The sequence below is a fragment of the Gemella sp. GL1 genome (assembly GCF_013415365.1).
Lineage (GTDB): Bacteria > Bacillota > Bacilli > Staphylococcales > Gemellaceae > Gemelliphila.
In genome coordinates, this window is sequence record NZ_JACBYB010000013.1 from 1 (window position 1) to 18,684 (window position 18,684).

The following is an 18,684-nucleotide window of genomic DNA, read 5'->3' on the forward strand; positions in this document are numbered from 1 at the left end:
TCTCCAAAATTATTTTTGTTAGCTTGATTAGCTCTTAAAGTTCTTTATAGTCTTTCTTTTAAGACTGTCCTTTTGGAATTAACGTTGACTTAATTCTTTTAGTTTTCAATGTTCAAATCTCTTTGCTACTTTCGGCAACTTTGATAGTATATCATCTTTATTTTTATCTGTCAATTGTTTTTTGAAATTTTCTTGAAAAATTTTAAAAAATCTTAAACACTTGCTTAAAAGCTCTGTTTAGATGATATTTTATTATCCGTCTCTCTCAAGACTTTTTCTATTATATACTACTACTCTTTCACTGTCAATAGTTTTTATTACTTTTTTATATTTTTAATTTAAAAATATAAAGGAGTGACTTATTAAAGCACTCCTCAGCGGGAATTATTTATTTATAAAAATCAAATATAGTAACTGGCATAGCTCTTTTATGTGCTGATTTTTTGAAGTGATTTTCTATTTTTTCCATTATTTCTTTATCCAATATTTTTCCTTCTAGATAATCATCTATATTATCATAAGTTACACCTAAGGCTACTTCGTCAGCTAGGGCTGGTCTATTCTCTTCCAAATCTGCTGTTGGTGTTTTTAGGTATAGATGTTCTGGACAAGATAATTCTTTTAAGATTTGTTTACCTTGTCTCTTATTTAATCTAAATAGAGGAACTATGTCTACTCCTCCATCTCCATACTTAGTATAAAATCCAGTTATTGCTTCTGCCGCATGATCTGTTCCTACTACTATCCCTGAATTCATGGTAGCAATAGAGTATTGAACTTTCATTCTCTCTCTAGCTTTTTCATTACCTTTTGCAAAATCAGAAATTTCTATCCCTGCCCTTTTTAAAGATTCAAAGCTTGCATCCACCGCTTCTTTAATATTTACACTGAATATTTGATCTGGATTTATGAATTTTAATGCATCTTGGCAATCTGCTTCATCAAACTGTTTACCATAAGGCAATCTTACAGCTATAAATTTATAATCTTTATTTCCAGTTTCTTCCCTTAATTCATTAATTGCTAATTGGCATAATTTTCCGCAAAGAGTGGAGTCCTGTCCTCCCGATATGCCTAATACTAGAGTTTTTATAAAAGTATTTTTCTTTAAATAATCCTTAATAAACGTCTTTGTTTTATATATCTCTTCTTTAACATCTATCTTAGGTTTACATCTTAATTCTTCTATTATTAATTTTTGTAAAGTCATAGTATCACCTAGAATTTTATTTTATTCTTTATATTTTGTAGAATATTATTTCTATTTTCCCAACATTTATAGGATAAATCTACAGGATAAAATTCTGGATTAAGCAATCTAGTATATTCCGTCCAGAATTTTGATTTAGCTTCTTTTAAATAAACTTTGCTTTCATTTACATGTGGTAGAGTATAGACTTGTCTTCCTTCTACAAATATATCTTTATGTAAATTTATGGCTTCAAAGTTCTTAACTTCCTTCGATAAATATGTATGTGTTGGGTGGAATAATTTTATAGACTCATAAGATTCCACATCTTCCTTTTCTAAGGCAATATAGTCCCCTGCCGCCATCTTTGTCTCTCTATTGATAATTCTATATAATTTCTTTCTACCAGGCACTGTTAATTTAGCCGGATTTTCAGAAATTTTAAGTCTATCTATCATTTGTCCATTTTCATCTTCAAGACAAGTCAATTTATAGACTGCCCCCAATGCTGGATTTTCATAAGCTGTTATTAATTTAGTTCCTACTCCCCACACATTTACTTTAGCTCCCTGTTGCTTCAAATGAGTGATTGTTGCTTCATCTAAATCATTTGAAACTACTATTTCCGCTTCTGTAAATCCCTCTGCATCTAACATTTTCCTAGCTTCTTTTGATAAATATGCTATATCTCCCGAATCCAATCTTATTCCTCTAAAATTGATCTTATTACCCATTTTTTTAGCAACTCGTATTGCATTGGGAATTCCTGATCTCAGGGTATCATATGTATCCACTAGAAAATAGCAATCTTTATGTACTTCTGCATATTTTTTAAATGCTACATATTCATCTTGATAAGTTTGCACAAAAGAATGAGCATGTGTTCCAATTGGCTTAATATTAAATATTTTTGCAGCTTTTACATTAGATGTTCCGTCAAAACCACCAATCACAGCTGCTCTAGTTCCCCAAATGGCTGCATCAAATTCATGAGCACGTCTTGTACCAAATTCCATACATTTTTCATCTGCACATAAACTCTTAATTCTAGATGCCTTTGTAGCAATTAATGTTTGATAATTTACTATGTTAAGCAGAGCAGTTTCAATTAGTTGTGCTTGAATTAAGGGAGCCTCAACTCTTACTAAAGGCTCATTAGCAAATACAATTTCTCCCTCTACAACAGATTTAATACTTCCTGTAAATTTCAACTCTTTTAAATAACTTAAATAATCTTCATCATAGCCTAAATCTCTTAAATATTCTATATCATTACTTGTGAATGAAAAATTATTTATATAATCTACTATTCTCTCTAATCCAGCAAATACAGAATAACCCCCAGCAAAAGGTGCTTTTCTAAAATATAAATCAAAATATGACTTTCTTTCGTGTATCCCATCTTTAAAATATACATAACCCATATTTATCTGATATAAATCTGTATGTAGGGCATGTCCCTGATATTTTTCCATATTAGTCTACTTTTCTCTCCAAATTATATTTTCTTAAATTCTACCATAATTTATATATCTATGTATATATTTTTGCCTTTATAATAAAAATAGGAGCTTGATATTCTTAAACTCCTATTTTTTTCTTCTCAATTTTACTCTTTGTATAGATCCAGAAAATACTGAAGCTATAAATATCCCCGCAGCTATAGCACCTGCTTGTAACAAAGTGTCAATAGCCATCTTAGTACCTATACTATATTCTTTTATAACTAAATGATGCATTGTGTAGTATAGGCTGTATCCCGGAATTATTGGGATTATCCCTGTATATATAAAAACTGTAGCCGGTAACCTATACCTCCTAGATGCATAGTCAGCTAAAATACCAACTATTATAGAACCTACCAAGGCAGATATAACCTTATCTCCATTTGTTATATTCCTCACAAAAATAAAGGCCCACCATGTTAAAGCACCTATAGTTGAACAAATTAACAAAGATTTCATAGGTGCATTAAAATATATAGCAAAAGCGAAAGTAATTAAAAATCCTAGAGAAAATTGAATAAATAAATCTAAAACTGTAAAATTTAAAAACATTTTTCCTCCTACACTAATCTAAGCCCTAATAAAACTCCTAAGGCAATGGTCGTTCCAACAAAAACTGCAGATAGAGTACCTATCATTCCCGACATATAATCTCCAGCCATAAAATCTCTAACTGAATTGGTAATTTGAACTCCGGGAACCAAGGGGATAAGCCCTACAATCGTTATACTAGCAGGATTTTCTATAAAAAAATATTGAGCTGCTAATGAAGGTAAAACAGTAGCTATAAAAGCACCAATAAAATTACTTAAGTGATCCAAAACTTTAAGCTTAGTTGCATAAATTAAAAAATATGCTTCTATAGCCATAATCGCAAAAGAAAATAAAGAATCTTTAAATGTTCCATAGAACATTAGTGCAAAGAAAGGTGCAGATATAGTTAAAGCTGCGATCTTTACCCAATCTCCATAAGGTTTCATAGCTTTAATTTCATTTAATTTCTCAAAGGCACTATGTATATCCTCTATTTGACCAGAAACCATCTGCCTTGAAAGATCATTAATTAAAGAAATTTTTTCCAAATCATTATCAGCAGCACTTATCCTACGCATAGCCGTCATATTAGAATCTTCATATATAAATGTTATTATCACAAAACTGTAAGTGACAAGCACATTTACAGTATCAATATTCCTATGCGAGACTAATACCCTATAGACCGTATCCTCTACCCTGTAAACCTCAGCACCGTAAGACATCATCATCCTCGCCATTTTTACAGAAAAATTAAGAAGGGCTTTTGCGTCTTTTTCATTTTCTAATAACATATTACATCTCCTAATATTTCTCTAATACTTTTCTTATCATTTTCTCTTGCTTATTCAATTCTTCTAACTTATAAGTAGATTCAGATCTAGATTTTTTAAGTTCGTTTTTTATATACTTAATCTTTTCTAATTCTTGTTTATACTTAGTAACAAATGCCTTATTTTTAATTTCAAGGAGGTATTTTCCAAAAAATACTTCATCTTCAGTCATAATCATTTGTCCATATTCAGCGACTATTATTTCATATATATGCCCCTCTTCTTCTATAATATCCTCAGCTACTATTTTATAACCTAAATCCCTTAATTTAATCCTTAACAAATTTGCTGCTACATTAGGTTGAAGAACTAATTGCGGCTTATTAGCTAGCTTATCTTTTCCTGACTCTAAAATATCAGCTATAAGCTTTCCACCCATTCCACAAATAGTAATAACATCAATGTCGTCATCTAATGAAATAGCATCAAGTCCAGATGCTTTCCTACATTCAATAAGGTCTACTAAATTATTATCTTTAACATTTTGTATAGAAGATTTATAAGGACCCTCTACCACTTCACCTGCAATAGCAAAATCAATCTTCCCTTCCTTAGCCAAATATATAGGTAAATAAGCATGATCACTTCCTATATCTGCTAACCTTCTATTTTTTACAAAAGTTGCCACTTTTTTTAATCTATTATTTATATTTAAAATCATCTTTTCCCCTAATTTTCCAAAAAATCTTTACTAAAGCTAGTAGTAATTACATTTTCTTTACCAGTCTTTAATCCTTTAATTTCCTTAACGACTTCTTTTCCATATTTTTTATTCAAGACTTTCATAAGATTGTGAAGCTTTATATTTTTATCAGATTTGTGATTAGTAAATATATCTAATTGCTTTGCTATGCCATCTTTACTTTTTATATTATTTAAAGAAACACCTAACAATCTTATACTTTTATCATAAGAATAGTTTCCCTCTAGTAAATCCATAGCAACCCTATATATTTCATACTCATCATTTATGTATTCACCTAGCTTACTAGCTCTAGTAATTACTTTAAAATCAGCAAATTTTATAGTAATCGAAACATTATTTCCAACATGATTTTTATTACTTGCCCTTTGAGAAACTTTTTTAGATAATTCCCTTACTTGTTTAGAAATTTCTCTAGGATCCTCTAAATCAACAGGATAAGTCTTAGAATTACCAATAGATTTTCTTTCATAGTTGTATTTTAATTTATCACTAGATATACCCAATGCTTTCTGCTTTAAACGTAAACCTTGAACACCTAATATACTATTAAGAATAACATCATTAGCAAGAGCTAAATCTCCTATTGTATTTATAGCTTGATTTTTAAGCTTCTTAGCAGAGGCTTTCCCGCAACCATGCATTTCAACAACATCTTTAGACCATAAAATTTTTTTATAATTTTTCTTATTTAAAATTATAAATCCTTTAGGTTTTTTCATATCAGATGCCATCTTTGCTAAAAATTTTGTGAAAGATAAACCTACACTAGAGGGTAAATCTAATTCATAAAATATCCTTCTCTGAATTATAGCCATAGTTTTTATAGGATTAGGAAGGTTTGTCAAATCAATATATGCCTCATCAATCGAAACTACTTCTACTTTATCAGTGTAAGATCTTATCAAATCAAATACTTTTTTAGATTCCTTTTGATATCTTTCAAAATTAGGCCTCATAAATTTGATATTAGGACATAATCTTCTGGCATCTCCTACTTTCATAGTAGCACGAATCCCTTTATCTCTAGCAGAATAATTGGCCGTGACTATTATTCCATGACGTTTACTGACTTCTCCAGAGATAGCCAGAGGTTTATCACGTAAAGAAGGATTGTATTTTTCTTCAACACTAGCATAAAAACAATTCATATCAATATGAGCTATTATTTTAGACATACAATCCTCCATATATTTATATTATTAAACCAATGAGAAATTAACCACTATAATTGGTCTTCTCTTAGTATTATCATATAGTAAACTCGATAACATAGATCTAATCTCCGCCTTAATTGTAGAGCACTCACGAATAGACCTAATAGGATTATTTTCTAAGTATTCTACTACTTTAGATTCCGCCTCATCTATAAGTTCTTTAGATTTTTTTACATAAACAAACCCTTTGGTCTGAATACAAGGTCTTCCTAGTAATTGCTTAGTTTTTTTGCTAATGGCATAAGATGCTACAAAAATTCCATCATTCGATAAAATTTTTCTATCTTTAAGGACAAATTCTTCCACACTTCCTACACTCTTACCATCTACAAGAATGTTTCCTACTGCTATGTTTTTCTTAAGGACATTAAACTTATTGGCAATCAGTTCTAAAGTAGAACCTTTTTCCAATAAATGTACTTTATCTGCTGCTACTCCAGTTTCCAAAGCCAAATCAGCATGCTTTTTAAGATTTCTATACTCCCCTTGAACTGGTATAAAATGTTTTGGTGACAGCAAGTTTAGCATCATCTTAAGTTCTTCTTTAGTAGCGTGACTTGATGCGTGAAGCTTCTTAGATGTCGCAACTACATTAGCTCCCAGCTTAACTAATAGGTTTAGTGTTTCATAAAGCATAACTTCCATCGTTGGTGATGGTGTAGCTGCAACCATTACGGTATCACCTTTTTCAATTCTAACTTCTGCAATTTTACCATCAGCAATCTGCCTAATAGCTTCGATAGGTTCCCCTTGCTCTCCAGAAGATAAAATCAATATTTCATTAGCAGGATATTTTTTTAAATCTTCAATATTAATAAGCTTCTCATCTTCAATTTTCATATAAGCCAATTTTCTTGCAATTGCTATGGCATTCTTGATAGATGATCCAAGTAAAGCTATCTTTCTATTTTGATTTAAGGCTGCATTAACAATGTGGGACATAGTTAAAAAATTAGATGAATAGCATGTAACAATTAATCTTTTATTAGCTTTATAAAAAGCAGAATCGATTTGTAAAGCAGCATCTTGTTCTGGTAAATTATGACCAGCCGTATTGGCATTAGCAGAATCACTTAACAAAGCTAAGACTCCTTCTTGTCCCAATCTTGCAATTTCAAACATATCCGACTTATATGCTTTCATCACCGATTGATCAAACTTAAATTCACCAGTATATATAATAGATCCTTGACTTGTTGACAAGCTAATACCTAATGAATCTGGCATAGAATATGTTGTTTTAAAAAATGATATTTTTGTATTTTTAAATTCAAAAATTGATTTATTAGAAACATAGTTAAACTTAAGTCTCTTCTTGACACCTAACTGACGTAAATTCGATTTCAACAGTTCTAAGCTTAATTTAGAACCGTAGATAGGACAGTTTAATTTACTAATAATGTAAGGAATTGCTCCCATAGAAGATACATGACCATTCGTTAGGAAAATCCCTTTTAGTTTATTCTTATTTTTTACTACATAAGAAATATCAGGTATAACAGCATCTATACCTATCATCTCCACCTCAGGAAACATGAGTCCAGAGTCTAATAAAAACATCTCATCATTTATCTCGACAAGATACATATTCTTAGCAATTTCTTCTACTCCTCCCAGTGGAGTGATTCTTATCTTTTCAGAAGAACGCTTCTTCTTAATTTGATTACTCATTTCTTTCTCCTTTTTTTATCATTGATTTTATCGGTTCAAAATCCCTTCTATGAATTGGACATATACCATATTCTTCCAATCCTATTAAATGCTTTTTAGTACCATATCCCATATTATTTTCAAAATCATAATATGGATATTTTTTAGCATATTCTACCATTAATCTATCTCTATGCACCTTAGCTAAAATTGATGCAGCCGCAATACTTATAGACTTTGTATCACCCTTAATTATACTATGGCTATCTATAGCAATATTTTCTAAGGGCATAGCGTCAATAAGTAGAAAATCTGGTTTAACTTCCAGATTACTTATTGCTTTTTTCATAGCTAACTTTGTCGCTTGATAAATATTATACTTTTCTATTTGATAATTATCCATTTCTACTATTGCATAGGCTACTGCATCTTTGATAATTTCTTCATATAAGGCTTCTCTTCTCCCTTTTGACAACTTCTTGGAGTCATTAAGGCCCGGATAATAAGAGTCTTCCTTTAAAATAACAGCAGAGGCAACTACAGGCCCTGCTAATGGTCCACGCCCAACTTCATCAATTCCTGCAATAAACTTATAACCTAGTTCTCTACATTTTTTCTCATAAAGACTTCTAGCACGATAATCTAGCTTTTCTTTTAAAATAGCCTTTTGTTTTTTATCATAGGCTTTAACTAACTTTTGAACTCCTACTCTTTCATCAGCCCTAAAATTATCTAATTCTTCTTGACTTAAATTATCAAACTGCAATCTTTCTTTTATCTCACTAATCTTCATGAGCAAGCATATCCTCATACTTATCCAAAGTAATTAGACCAAATTTTTGAGTCCTAAAATCTTGAATTAAAAGTTTAATAGCTGCATCATAGTCATAATCACCTGCAATGAGTTTAAATCTTTTTTTAGCAATTGCCTGCATAATTTCTAAGCTTTCACTATCTTTAGAAATATCAATTTTATAGAAACTCTTAAAATCTTCAAAATGATATTTCTTAAGAAATTCTATTAAATATAAGGCTACTTCATCTAGCGGAGTAATATCATCTTTAATAGAAGCTATCAGGCTAAGTTTTTTACCAATTTCTTGATTATCAAACTTAGGCATTAAAATTCCCGGAGTATCTAATAAATCTATATCCTTATTAAGTTTTAGCCATTGCTGTTTCTTAGTAACTCCTGGTCTATTAGCCGTATTAGCAACATTTTTCTTAATCATCTTATTGATGAAGGTTGATTTTCCAACATTAGGAACACCAATCACCATAGAACGAATTGCTCTAGGTTTAATACCTTTTGCTTTCATTCTTTCAAATTTTTCTGATAGTTCTTCTTTCGCTTCTCCTATAATGCCATTTAGTGAATTGGAATTTTTTGCATCGGCATAAACTACTTTATAGCCTCTTTCTTCAAAATATTTTTTCCATTTAGCTGTTTCTTTTTTATCACATAAGTCTATTTTATTAAAAATTATTACTTTTTTCTTATCTTTGACTACTTCATCTAGATACATATTATGTGAAGATAAAGGACATCTAGCATCAACCAACTCAAAAACAATATCAACTAATTTTAAATTTTCTTTTACTTCTCTAGTAGCTTTGGCCATATGACCAGGAAACCATTGTATTGTCATATCTTCCTCCTTAAAATTATTTTAAAATTCTTTATACAATCACTCTATTTTACCATATTTTAAATTTTTTTTAAATTGATTATATGACTTTTCTAACATATGAATAAAATAAAAAAGCTAGAGATGATTTCTCATCTTCTAGCATTTTAATTGACTTATTAGCGTACTTCTCTAATACGAGCAGCTTTACCACGTAAGTTACGTAAGTAGTAAAGTTTAGCACGTCTAACGCGTCCTTTACGTACAACTTCAATTTTTTCTACTTTCGGAGTGTGTAATGGGAATGTTCTTTCTACCCCTACACCATTAGAAACTTTACGTACTGTATAAGTAGCAGAGATTCCTCCTCCACGGCGTTTGATTACTACACCTTCGAATAACTGGATACGCTCACGCCCACCTTCTGTAATACGTACGTGTACGCGTACTGTGTCCCCAGCTTTAAACTCAGGAATGTCAGTTTTTAACTGTGCTTGTGTAATTAATTCAATTAATTTACTCATTATATTTTCTCCTTTATTTTACAAAATGCTCTTGGATAACTCCTGTTAAACAGTGGAACATCGTAATTTATGCTAATGCACTTTTGTAATTATATCATTTATATAGTGAGATTTCAAGATATTTATTAAATAATCCACAATTTCTAGTAATAAAATAAGCTAGCACTGAGGCTAGCTTACGAAAATTATATTATTTTTTCTTTGGTGCATGGATACACATATCGATACAGTCAGCGATAGCTTCATATAAAGCTTCTGAATAAGTTGGGTGTCCATGAATTACATCCATAACATCATCAACTGTTAATTCAGTTTGAATTAACATAGAACCTTCGTTAATTAATTCAGCTGCTACCGGTCCAGCTATGTGAATACCTAAAATTTCATGGTATTTAGTATCCATAATTACCTTAACAAATCCTTCACCTTGGTTAGATGCTAAAGAACGACCATTAGCTCCAAAGTTGAATTTACCAATCTTGATATCATATTTTTCTTTAGCTTGCTCTTCAGTTAAACCAACCATAGCGATTTCTGGATGAGTGTAAATAGCTGCTGGTGTTGATTTAAGATCAAGTTTTTTACGATGACCCATAGCATTTTCTGCTGCGATTTCCCCCATCTTAAATGCTGCATGAGCTAACATTTTAACTCCATTGATATCTCCTGGTGCGTAAATTCCTTCAACTGATGTTTCCATAAAGTCGTTAACTTTAACACGTCCACGGTCCATTTCAAATTTATCAGCTAATTCACCAAGAGATTCATTGTCCGGAACACGTCCGATAGATAATAATACTCTATCTGCTACTATATCTTCTTTTCCTTCAACTTTAACTACTAAATCTTGTCCTTTGTCTTGAATTTCTAATAATTTAGATGAAGTTAATATATTAACACCTTGTTTTTTAAGTGTTTTTTCTAAAATTGCAGATGCATCTTTATCCATATTAGCAATTAGACGATCAGCCATCTCAATAATTGTTACTTTAGATCCAAATGTGGCAAATGCTTGACCTAATTCTGAACCAATTACTCCTCCACCAATTACTACTAAGTGTTTTGGTAATTCAGTAATATCTAAAATTTCATCAGATGTAAGAACTTTTTCATTGTCCATTCCAGGAATATTAATTCTTGAAACTTTTGATCCCCCTGCTAAAATTACCTTATCAGCATCTATTAAGTCTTTTCCATCTACTAATATTTTCTTGTCTGCAGTTAGACGTCCAATTCCCTTGTAAACTTTAACTCCATAAGAACGTAGCAATCCTGCTACTCCTCCAGATAAAGTTTTAGCAACTTTATTTTTAACTTCTACAGTTTTCTTCATATCCACTGAAAATGCTTCATTAACTAAGTTAATTCCACGGTCTTTTGCAGATTTAATGTGATTAATGATTTCAGCATTGTGTAAGAATGTTTTTGTTGGAATACATCCACGGTTTAAACATGTTCCACCTAGTTCACGGCTCTCAACTAGGGCTACTTTACCTCCTAATTGAGCTGCTTTAATAGCAGCCACGTATCCAGCTGGTCCACCACCAATAACTGCCACATCAAACTCACCTTTACGCTCTCTAGCTGGAGCTACTTCAGTTGCTGATGTAGTTGGAACTTTAACATCTGACGCTACTTGAGCAACAACTTCTTGAGCCGCAGCAGTTGTTGAATCCGCTCCACCTGGTACAGTTTCTCCTGCTTGTCCTATCCATGCGATTGTTTCTACTACAGGTACTACTGCTCCTGCTGGGTGTACAATTTTTAATAAAGTTCCGCTTGCCTCTGCTTCTACTTCCATATTTACTTTGTCAGTTACGATTTCTAAAAGTACTTCTCCCTCTTTTACTTCGTCACCTTCGTTTTTAAACCATTGTACGATTTCTCCCTCTTCCATTTCACTTCCGGCTTTGGGCATAATGACTTCAATTGCCATGTTTAATTTTCTCCTTAATGCATACTATTTTATTATATTAATAATGATAATGGGTTTTCAATGAATTCTTTAAGGGTCTTCATGAATTTAGCCCCTTCTAGACCATCAACTACACGGTGGTCAGCTGTTAATGTTAACATCATTATTGGTCTTACCACTATTTCTCCATTTCTTACAACTGGAGTTTCCTTAGTTCCTGCTACTCCCAAGATAGCTGTGTTAGGCTGGTTAATAATTGGTACAAAACTGTGTACCCCGTACATACCTAAGTTAGAAATAGTGAATGTTGAATCTGCCATTTCATCTGGTTTTAACTTACCTTCAAGAGCTTTAGTAGTGATTTCTTTAGAAGCTACTACTAACTCTTTCAGACTCATCTTATCTGCACCCTTAATAACTGGTACTACTAATCCACTCTCCATACCTACCGCTATAGATAAGTTTACATAATTATGTAAGTACATTTCTTTCTCATCTTTAGATAAAGATGCATTTACGTATGGGTGTTTCATTAATGATTTAATTACAGCCATAGATACGAAGTCAGTAACAGTTACTTTTTTACCTGTTTCTGCCATGATTGCATCCATAGTTTTCTTACGCAACGCAAGTAATTCTGTCATATCCACTTCTACATTAACAACAAATGTTGGTGCTGAGAAGTAAGATTCACTCATACGTTTAGAAATAACCTTACGCATTGGCGACATTGGTACTGTATCAATAGTTCCCCATTGATTTTCATTAGCTGCTTTAAGTTCCGCTGATGCCGAACTTGCAGCAAATCCAGTTGACTCCGTAACTGATGTAGTTGCTGTTGCAGTAACATTCATAGATCCTAGAACATCATCTTTCATAATTTTACCGCGTGGCCCACTTCCTGTAATTCCAGAAATATCTATACCTTCTGTTTCAGCAATATGAGATGCTAAAGGTGAAATTCTTACTTGATCATTCACTTTGAAGTTTTGTACATCATCTAGGTGCACACGTCCTTTTGCTCCTGTACCATTTACTAATGTCAGATCAATTCCCTTTTCACGAGCATAAGCTCTTGCTGCTGGAGTAGCGCGAAGTCCAGAATTATCCACTTCTACAACTTCTTTCACTTCCTCTTTTGCAGCTGCTGCACTTACTTCTTCCTTTTCAGGTACCGCTACTGTTTCAGCTGCTGCTGAAGCTCCTGGTACAGTTTCTCCTGCTTGTCCTATCCATGCGATTGTTTCTACTACAGGTACTACTGCTCCTGCTGGGTGTACAATTTTTAATAAAGTTCCGCTTGCCTCTGCTTCTACTTCCATATTTACTTTGTCAGTTACGATTTCTAAAAGTACTTCTCCCTCTTTTACTTCGTCACCTTCGTTTTTAAACCATTGTACGATTTCTCCCTCTTCCATTTCACTTCCGGCTTTGGGCATAATTACTTCTACTGCCATTGATTTCACTTCCTTTGGTTTCAAATTTTATTATTTTTTATTTACTGCTTTTCTTAAAGTTTCTTTAATAGCTTCAACGTCAGGAACTACTAACACCTCTAAGTTTTTAGCCGATGGAATGTGTGTATCAGCTCCAGCAATACGATAAATTGGTGAATCTAAGAAATCAAATGCATCACTTTCAGCGATACGAGCAGCGATTTCTCCACCAAATCCTCCAGTTTTAAATGAATCGTGGCAAATTGCTAATTTCCCAGTTTTCTTAACTGATTCTACAATAAGCTCTGTGTCTAGCGGTACTAATGTAATTGGGTCAATTACTTCTACTTCAATACCTTCTTCTTTTAATTCTTCAGCTGCTTGTAAAGATCTCTCTAACATACGTCCCCAAGATACTAAAGTAATATCTTCCCCTGCATGCTTAACCTCACCTTTACCGATTTGATAAACTTTAGTTTCATCAACTTCACCTTTACGTCCAAATAAAGCTTTAGGCTCAATGTAGATAACTGGGTTGTTATCACGAACTGATGCTCTCAATACTGAATAAATATCTTGAGGAGTTCCTGGAGCCACTACTTTTAATCCTGGAATGTGGCAGAACCAAGCTTCAAGAGCTTTACAATGTTGAGCGGCTGCCCCTGTTCCTGCTCCAGATGCACAACGATAAACTACAGGTACCGCTACTTCTCCTCCTAACATGTAACGCATTGGTGCTGCTTGGTTAACGATCGCATCCATAGCAATTGTTACGAAGTCCATAAATGTAATATCTACTATTGGACGCATTCCTGTTGCTGCTGCTCCTGCTGCCGCTCCTGCGATAGCAGATTCTGAGATAGGAGTATCAATAACTCTTTCTTCTCCAAATTCTTCTAACATACCTACAGTAGTTCCAAAGTCACCACCAAAGATCCCTACATCTTCTCCCATTAAAAATACATTTTCATCAGCACGCATTTCAGCAGTCATTGCTTCCTTAATTGCTTCACGTACAGTCATAATTTTGTTTGTCATGTCTATATCTCCCGAATTATTATTTATGAATAATTTTTTAAATTAACTTATTAGTCTGCGTAGTTGTCTTGGAAAGCAATCGCTCCATCAGCTAATGGAGATTCCTTAGCAAATTCTACTGCGTCATCAATAATAGCTCTTGAACCTTCTTCTAATTTAACTAGTTCTTCTTCAGTAGCAATTCCATTTTCCAATAGATAGTTTCTATATTTTGCATTTGGATCTTTTAATTTCCATTCAGCTACTTCTTCACGGCTACGGTATTTACCAGCATCAGATGCAGAGTGACCGAACCATCTGTACGATACTGCCTCTACTAAAACAGGACCTTTTCCAGAACGAGCGTGCTCGATTGCTTCTTGCATTCCATCATAAACTGCTAATACATCATTTCCATCTTCGATGTGAACAGATTTAATTCTGTATGATGCAGCACGTTCTGTAATTTTCTCAACACGCATACATCTTTCTTGCGCCATTGAGATTCCGTATTTATTGTTGATTACATAGAAGATTAATGGTAAATCCCAGTTCGATGCCATGTTTAAACATTCGTGGAATGAACCTTCATTTGTAGCTCCATCCCCCATACAACAGATAACTACATTTCCTGTTTTTTTCATTTTTTGAGTTAAGGCAGCACCAGTTGACATACCGTGTCCACCACCAACGATACCGTTACATCCCATATTTCCATTTTCTAAGTCATAAATGTGCATTGATCCACCACGACCTTTACATTGACCAGTAGCTTTACCTAAAATTTCAGCCATCATTCTGTCAATTTCTACACCTTTAGCAATTGTTTGCCCATGTCCACGGTGGTTAGAAAACATTAAATCTTCTTTTTTCAGTGGATAGATAGCACCTACGTTAGCTGCTTCTTCTCCTACAGAGTAGTGAGTCATTCCGTGAACTAAACCACGAGAGTATAGCTTACTTAACTCCATATCGAAATCTCTGATAAGAAGCATTAATTCATACATTTCTAAATGCTCTTGTTTTGTTAAATCTTTATGTGTTTTTACCATACATAACCTCCAAATTATATGTATAAAAATTTATTTTGTATTATTCATTAAATATACAATGAAAATGATTAAATGTCAATAATATTCGCTTACATTCCTCTAAAATTTAGTTACGCTTTCATAACTAAAACTCTTCAAATTCCGCCACTAGTACAATTTAAAAGCATACCAATATCTATAAAGAGTCGTCGTTTACATTTCAAAACAAATCTCAACTCTTATACTAAAACAGGTAAAAACTAGAGCAAATTCCTGCTCTAGTTTGGATAAGTATAGACTGGGCCTATTTTATCCTATTTTCTTTCCTTCTTACCATTAATCCAGCTGCGATTAATATCGTCGCCAATGCCGCAGGAAGTTTTACATCAGAATCTGTACTTATGTTTGTCTTAGGTAAAAGTGAACTTTTATTAGTATCACTTGAAATTTTCAATTCGCTTTGTTTGGTAGCTAGATTTGAAGTTTTCCTAAAAGAATCCTTACTCAAACTATCTTCCACAACTACTTTTTCAATCCAAGTATTTATAGCTTTTTCTTTACTGGAAATTCTTTCTATTATATCTGCTACTTTAGTATTTTCTATTTCTTTTTCAAACTCTTTCAAATCTTCTTGATTTTTAGAATTTAAGTCGTCTTTTTGATCCTTGATTACAGGATTTGTTTTTTCTACTTGACTTTGATTTTCTTCTATAGGATTTTCCACTTTAAAAACTCTATCCTTATAATCATACTTATACTTAGTAAATCCATTTTCAACATCAGCAAGATAGCTAATATTCGGATACCTTTCTAATAGACCTTTAGCGATTTGCGCCGTTTTAAATGTCAAATTCAAACCTTTGATAGTATCCACAAAATTCCAGTTAAAGTCTGCCGTAGGATTAATATTTTTCTCACTTACAATATAATTAATGATAGCTTGACGGTTTTCTAAACTTAATAATTGTTTAAAGCCCGCATCTTTTACTCCCAGAAATTTACCACTCATACGATAGTTATTTGTAACAACAATAAATTCCTGTTTAGGATCTACTACTTGACCCTTGTAAGTTAGATTTTTAACTCTTTCAGAATTTTCATTAACCAAGTTTCCGCTTATATCATATTTATTTTTTTGAGTAACATCAAGATCATAGTCCACTCCGTCAATAACATCAAAATTATATGTTCTATATGCAGTGTTAACTAATTCTTGCTCTTCTTTATTATTTGGATCAATAGTATTGAATTGTCCCGCAGACATTTCTAACCATTCTTTAAGCTGTGCACCTGTTAATTTAATAATAGCTGCCACATTATCGTATAAGTATAGATCTGCTACATTCTTAATAGCTAGAGATCCTTTCTTAATATCTGTATATGCAGTCGAATCATCTCTTGCTCCAGCCTTAAAAGGAGCAGCAGGGCCTCTAAACTCTTTAATTTATAAATTTGAGTACTTTAATATGCATGAAGCAATAGCAAGTGTTGCGCCAGTAGTAGAAAAAACTACACCTATTAAGGCAATCTTTACTTTCGCACCATTCACTCATACAACTTCAGCTATTTTATTAGCTGCAATTGTTACAATTTTATTATTTAGAGTAAAATCTTCTATTGTTAAAGAAGTCGTTTCAGAAACATTTAAAGAGTTATACGCACCTATATTAACAATCTGTTCAGTATTAGCCCTAGCTAAAATCGCTACTTACTCAGGAATGTCATCTACATTAGGGCTAGCATTCGCAAATACTGGGGCAGTTTTCCCATTACTATCACCTATATTAGGTTGGATAGGAGTTTTCCTAACAGGATCTGTTGTTAATGCAGGTTCACTATTCGCAGGACTACAATCAGTAACAGCAAGTCAATTAGGAATTGATCCTTCACTACTAGTAGCTGCTAACGTTATGGGTGGAGCTATAGCTAAGATGATTTCTCCACAATCTATAGTTGTTGCTGCTGCAGCCGTAGGATTAGTAAACCAAGACAGCAAAATTTTTGCTAAAACAGTTAAAATAAGTATTGTTATACTAGCTCTAGTATGTATCGCAAACTTTTTTGTAACTCGATAAATAAAAATAAAAAAGACTTGAATTGTTTAATTCAAGTCTTTTTTATTATTTCTTACATGAAAAGAAGTTGCAATTGCAACTTCTTTTCATCGTTAATTATTTATTGCTTTCTTTTAAGAAATCAACAGTTTTCTTAATTACTAATTCAGCTTTAAGATCCGCATTAGCCCCTAGATTCCTCTTAACATCTTCTTCCGTCATAGAGTAATTCTCTGCTAATTGTTTGATTTCTGCCTCAACATCCGCATCAGTAACTTCAATTTTTTCTTCTGTTGCTACTTGATCTAATACGAATGATGTTTTAATTTTATTTTCAGCTTCTTGTCTCATCTCAGCCTTAATATCCGCTGAAGTTTTACCTGTAAATTGCTCGTATAGGTCCACTGATAAACCTTGACGTTCTAAATTAGCTTTGAAGTTAGAATACATTCCTTCTACTTCTTGATCTACTAATTTAGTAGGAACATTAATACTTGCATTTTCTACAATTTTAGCTAAGACAGCATCCATGTGTGTTCTTTCTGCTAGATCTCTTTTTTCTCTAGTTAAGTCTTCCTTAACCTTAGCCTTGTAATCTGCTACATTAGTAACTTCTTCTTTAGTAAAGTCTTTTACGAATTCATCAGTTAATTCTGGTAGTTGTTTTTCTTTAACATCATGAACTGTTACTTCAAATTTAGCGTCTTTTCCAGCTAAATCTACAACTTGATAGTTTTCTGGGAATTGAACCTCAACTTCTGTTTTACTTCCAGCAGTTTTCCCTACTAATTGGTCCTCAAAACCAGGAATGAATGAGTTAGATCCTAACTCTAATTCATATCCATTAGCTTCTCCACCATCAAAGGCTACACCATCAACAAATCCTTTAAAGTCGATTACTACTATATCTCCTTTAGCTGAAGCACCCTCTTTAATAGCCCACTCTGCTTGTCTAGATAAAACTTGATCAATTCTAGCATCTACATCAGCATCTGTTACAAGCACTTCTTCTTTAGCAAGACCTAGATTTTTATATTCTCCAAGTTTAACATCTGGACGAACTGGTACACTTGCTTCAAATACAACACCATTTTCTTTGCTTAAATCTTTTACATCGATATCAGGCATTGCTAATGGATCGATTTCTAATGCATCAATAGCTGTACGATATGCAGCTGGTAAAATGTGATCTATTGCATCTTGGTATAAAGATTCTTCACCATACATTTTGTTAAATACGTTTCTTGGTAATTTCCCACGTCTGAAACCTGGTGCATTAACTTTTTTTACAACTTTTTTGAAAGCTACATCTAAAGCTTTTACAAATTCTTCACCTGAAGCTGAAAAACTAATTACAACTAGTCCATCTTCTTTTTTTAAGATTTCTGCCATTTTACTGGTCCTCCGAATATATCATTATTTTTAGGCTAAAAAACAGCCAAAATTCT

At 32.7% G+C, this 18,684-nt stretch carries 17 protein-coding genes; 1 reads left to right on the forward strand and 16 read right to left on the reverse strand.

The window, feature by feature from the left end; genetic code table 11:
* Nucleotides 1–388 precede the first annotated feature (388 nt).
* From nadE to HZY82_RS03595, 15 genes are all read right to left on the reverse strand, one after another.
* Nucleotides 389–1,210 (reverse strand): ammonia-dependent NAD(+) synthetase, encoded by an 822-nt coding sequence (gene nadE, locus HZY82_RS03525; RefSeq protein WP_135156727.1) that lies wholly within the window; start codon nucleotides 1,208–1,210, stop codon nucleotides 389–391.
* A gap of 8 nt (nucleotides 1,211–1,218) precedes the next feature.
* Entirely contained in the window at nucleotides 1,219–2,664 is a 1,446-nt protein-coding gene (locus HZY82_RS03530) for a nicotinate phosphoribosyltransferase (RefSeq protein WP_135156728.1), read from the reverse strand.
* A gap of 114 nt (nucleotides 2,665–2,778) precedes the next feature.
* On the reverse strand, nucleotides 2,779–3,246 hold the full coding sequence (locus tag HZY82_RS03535) for a threonine/serine exporter family protein (RefSeq protein WP_135156730.1): 468 nt from the start codon (nucleotides 3,244–3,246) through the stop codon (nucleotides 2,779–2,781).
* An 8-nt stretch (nucleotides 3,247–3,254) separates the two neighbouring features.
* Nucleotides 3,255–4,022, reverse strand: a complete 768-nt coding sequence (locus HZY82_RS03540; protein WP_135156732.1) for a threonine/serine exporter family protein — start codon at nucleotides 4,020–4,022, stop codon at nucleotides 3,255–3,257.
* Between the two features lie 10 nt (nucleotides 4,023–4,032).
* A complete protein-coding gene (locus HZY82_RS03545) occupies nucleotides 4,033–4,722 on the reverse strand; it encodes a tRNA (adenine(22)-N(1))-methyltransferase (RefSeq protein ID WP_167753231.1) in 690 nt (229 codons plus the stop codon).
* Nucleotides 4,723–4,730: 8 nt separating this feature from the next.
* Nucleotides 4,731–5,942 (reverse strand): DNA polymerase IV, encoded by a 1,212-nt coding sequence (locus HZY82_RS03550; protein ID WP_135156734.1) that lies wholly within the window; start codon nucleotides 5,940–5,942, stop codon nucleotides 4,731–4,733.
* Nucleotides 5,943–5,966: 24 nt separating this feature from the next.
* Complete coding sequence (locus HZY82_RS03555) at nucleotides 5,967–7,652, reverse strand: ribonuclease J (RefSeq protein ID WP_135156736.1); 1,686 nt, start codon at nucleotides 7,650–7,652, stop codon at nucleotides 5,967–5,969.
* Nucleotides 7,645–8,424, reverse strand: a complete 780-nt coding sequence (locus tag HZY82_RS03560; protein WP_179938647.1) for a ribonuclease HII — start codon at nucleotides 8,422–8,424, stop codon at nucleotides 7,645–7,647. The genes HZY82_RS03555 and HZY82_RS03560 overlap by 8 nt, the downstream gene beginning before the upstream one ends.
* Entirely contained in the window at nucleotides 8,414–9,280 is an 867-nt protein-coding gene (gene ylqF / locus HZY82_RS03565; RefSeq protein ID WP_135156740.1) for a ribosome biogenesis GTPase YlqF, read from the reverse strand. Before ylqF ends, HZY82_RS03560 begins: the two co-directional genes overlap by 11 nt.
* Before the next feature lie 158 nt (nucleotides 9,281–9,438).
* A complete protein-coding gene (gene rplS / locus HZY82_RS03570; protein ID WP_135156742.1) occupies nucleotides 9,439–9,783 on the reverse strand; it encodes a 50S ribosomal protein L19 in 345 nt (114 codons plus the stop codon).
* A 190-nt stretch (nucleotides 9,784–9,973) separates the two neighbouring features.
* Nucleotides 9,974–11,719 carry a dihydrolipoyl dehydrogenase gene (gene lpdA, locus HZY82_RS03575; protein WP_179938649.1) on the reverse strand — a complete coding sequence of 582 codons (1,746 nt, stop codon included), beginning with the start codon at nucleotides 11,717–11,719 and terminating at the stop codon, nucleotides 9,974–9,976.
* A gap of 32 nt (nucleotides 11,720–11,751) precedes the next feature.
* The gene (locus tag HZY82_RS03580; RefSeq protein WP_179938651.1) at nucleotides 11,752–13,155 is read right to left on the reverse strand and encodes a dihydrolipoamide acetyltransferase; all 1,404 of its coding nucleotides are present in this window, start codon (nucleotides 13,153–13,155) and stop codon (nucleotides 11,752–11,754) included.
* Nucleotides 13,156–13,185: 30 nt separating this feature from the next.
* The gene (locus HZY82_RS03585) at nucleotides 13,186–14,172 is read right to left on the reverse strand and encodes an alpha-ketoacid dehydrogenase subunit beta (RefSeq protein WP_179938653.1); all 987 of its coding nucleotides are present in this window, start codon (nucleotides 14,170–14,172) and stop codon (nucleotides 13,186–13,188) included.
* A gap of 50 nt (nucleotides 14,173–14,222) precedes the next feature.
* The gene (locus HZY82_RS03590) at nucleotides 14,223–15,203 is read right to left on the reverse strand and encodes a thiamine pyrophosphate-dependent dehydrogenase E1 component subunit alpha (protein ID WP_179938655.1); all 981 of its coding nucleotides are present in this window, start codon (nucleotides 15,201–15,203) and stop codon (nucleotides 14,223–14,225) included.
* A 283-nt stretch (nucleotides 15,204–15,486) separates the two neighbouring features.
* Nucleotides 15,487–16,533 carry a 5'-nucleotidase C-terminal domain-containing protein gene (locus tag HZY82_RS03595; RefSeq protein WP_368667356.1) on the reverse strand — a complete coding sequence of 349 codons (1,047 nt, stop codon included), beginning with the start codon at nucleotides 16,531–16,533 and terminating at the stop codon, nucleotides 15,487–15,489.
* Here HZY82_RS03595 and HZY82_RS03600 point away from each other — a divergent pair.
* Entirely contained in the window at nucleotides 16,427–17,257 is an 831-nt protein-coding gene (locus HZY82_RS03600) for an L-lactate permease (RefSeq protein WP_228098236.1), read from the forward strand. The genes HZY82_RS03595 and HZY82_RS03600 overlap by 107 nt on opposite strands.
* 96 nt (nucleotides 17,258–17,353) lie before the next feature.
* Here the strand turns inward: HZY82_RS03600 and tig are convergent, their stop codons facing one another.
* Nucleotides 17,354–18,628 (reverse strand): trigger factor, encoded by a 1,275-nt coding sequence (tig, locus tag HZY82_RS03605; RefSeq protein ID WP_179938657.1) that lies wholly within the window; start codon nucleotides 18,626–18,628, stop codon nucleotides 17,354–17,356.
* Between the last annotated feature and the right edge of the window lie 56 nt (nucleotides 18,629–18,684).

Bases quoted from the DNA above. Each gene is read 5' to 3' on its own strand.
- rplS (WP_135156742.1), bottom strand. From the start codon at position 9,783: ATGAGTAAATTAATTGAATTAATTACACAAGCACAGTTAAAAACTGAC.
- HZY82_RS03560 (WP_179938647.1), bottom strand. From the start codon at position 8,424: ATGAAGATTAGTGAGATAAAAGAAAGATTGCAGTTTGATAATTTAAGT.
- HZY82_RS03530 (WP_135156728.1), bottom strand. From the start codon at position 2,664: ATGGAAAAATATCAGGGACATGCCCTACATACAGATTTATATCAGATA.
- HZY82_RS03555 (WP_135156736.1), bottom strand. From the start codon at position 7,652: ATGAGTAATCAAATTAAGAAGAAGCGTTCTTCTGAAAAGATAAGAATC.
- tig (WP_179938657.1), bottom strand. From the start codon at position 18,628: ATGGCAGAAATCTTAAAAAAAGAAGATGGACTAGTTGTAATTAGTTTT.
- HZY82_RS03590 (WP_179938655.1), bottom strand. From the start codon at position 15,203: ATGGTAAAAACACATAAAGATTTAACAAAACAAGAGCATTTAGAAATG.
- HZY82_RS03535 (WP_135156730.1), bottom strand. From the start codon at position 3,246: ATGTTTTTAAATTTTACAGTTTTAGATTTATTTATTCAATTTTCTCTA.
- ylqF (WP_135156740.1), bottom strand. From the start codon at position 9,280: ATGACAATACAATGGTTTCCTGGTCATATGGCCAAAGCTACTAGAGAA.
- nadE (WP_135156727.1), bottom strand. From the start codon at position 1,210: ATGACTTTACAAAAATTAATAATAGAAGAATTAAGATGTAAACCTAAG.
- HZY82_RS03545 (WP_167753231.1), bottom strand. From the start codon at position 4,722: ATGATTTTAAATATAAATAATAGATTAAAAAAAGTGGCAACTTTTGTA.
- HZY82_RS03540 (WP_135156732.1), bottom strand. From the start codon at position 4,022: ATGTTATTAGAAAATGAAAAAGACGCAAAAGCCCTTCTTAATTTTTCT.
- HZY82_RS03585 (WP_179938653.1), bottom strand. From the start codon at position 14,172: ATGACAAACAAAATTATGACTGTACGTGAAGCAATTAAGGAAGCAATG.
- HZY82_RS03550 (WP_135156734.1), bottom strand. From the start codon at position 5,942: ATGTCTAAAATAATAGCTCATATTGATATGAATTGTTTTTATGCTAGT.
- lpdA (WP_179938649.1), bottom strand. From the start codon at position 11,719: ATGGCAATTGAAGTCATTATGCCCAAAGCCGGAAGTGAAATGGAAGAG.
- HZY82_RS03580 (WP_179938651.1), bottom strand. From the start codon at position 13,155: ATGGCAGTAGAAGTAATTATGCCCAAAGCCGGAAGTGAAATGGAAGAG.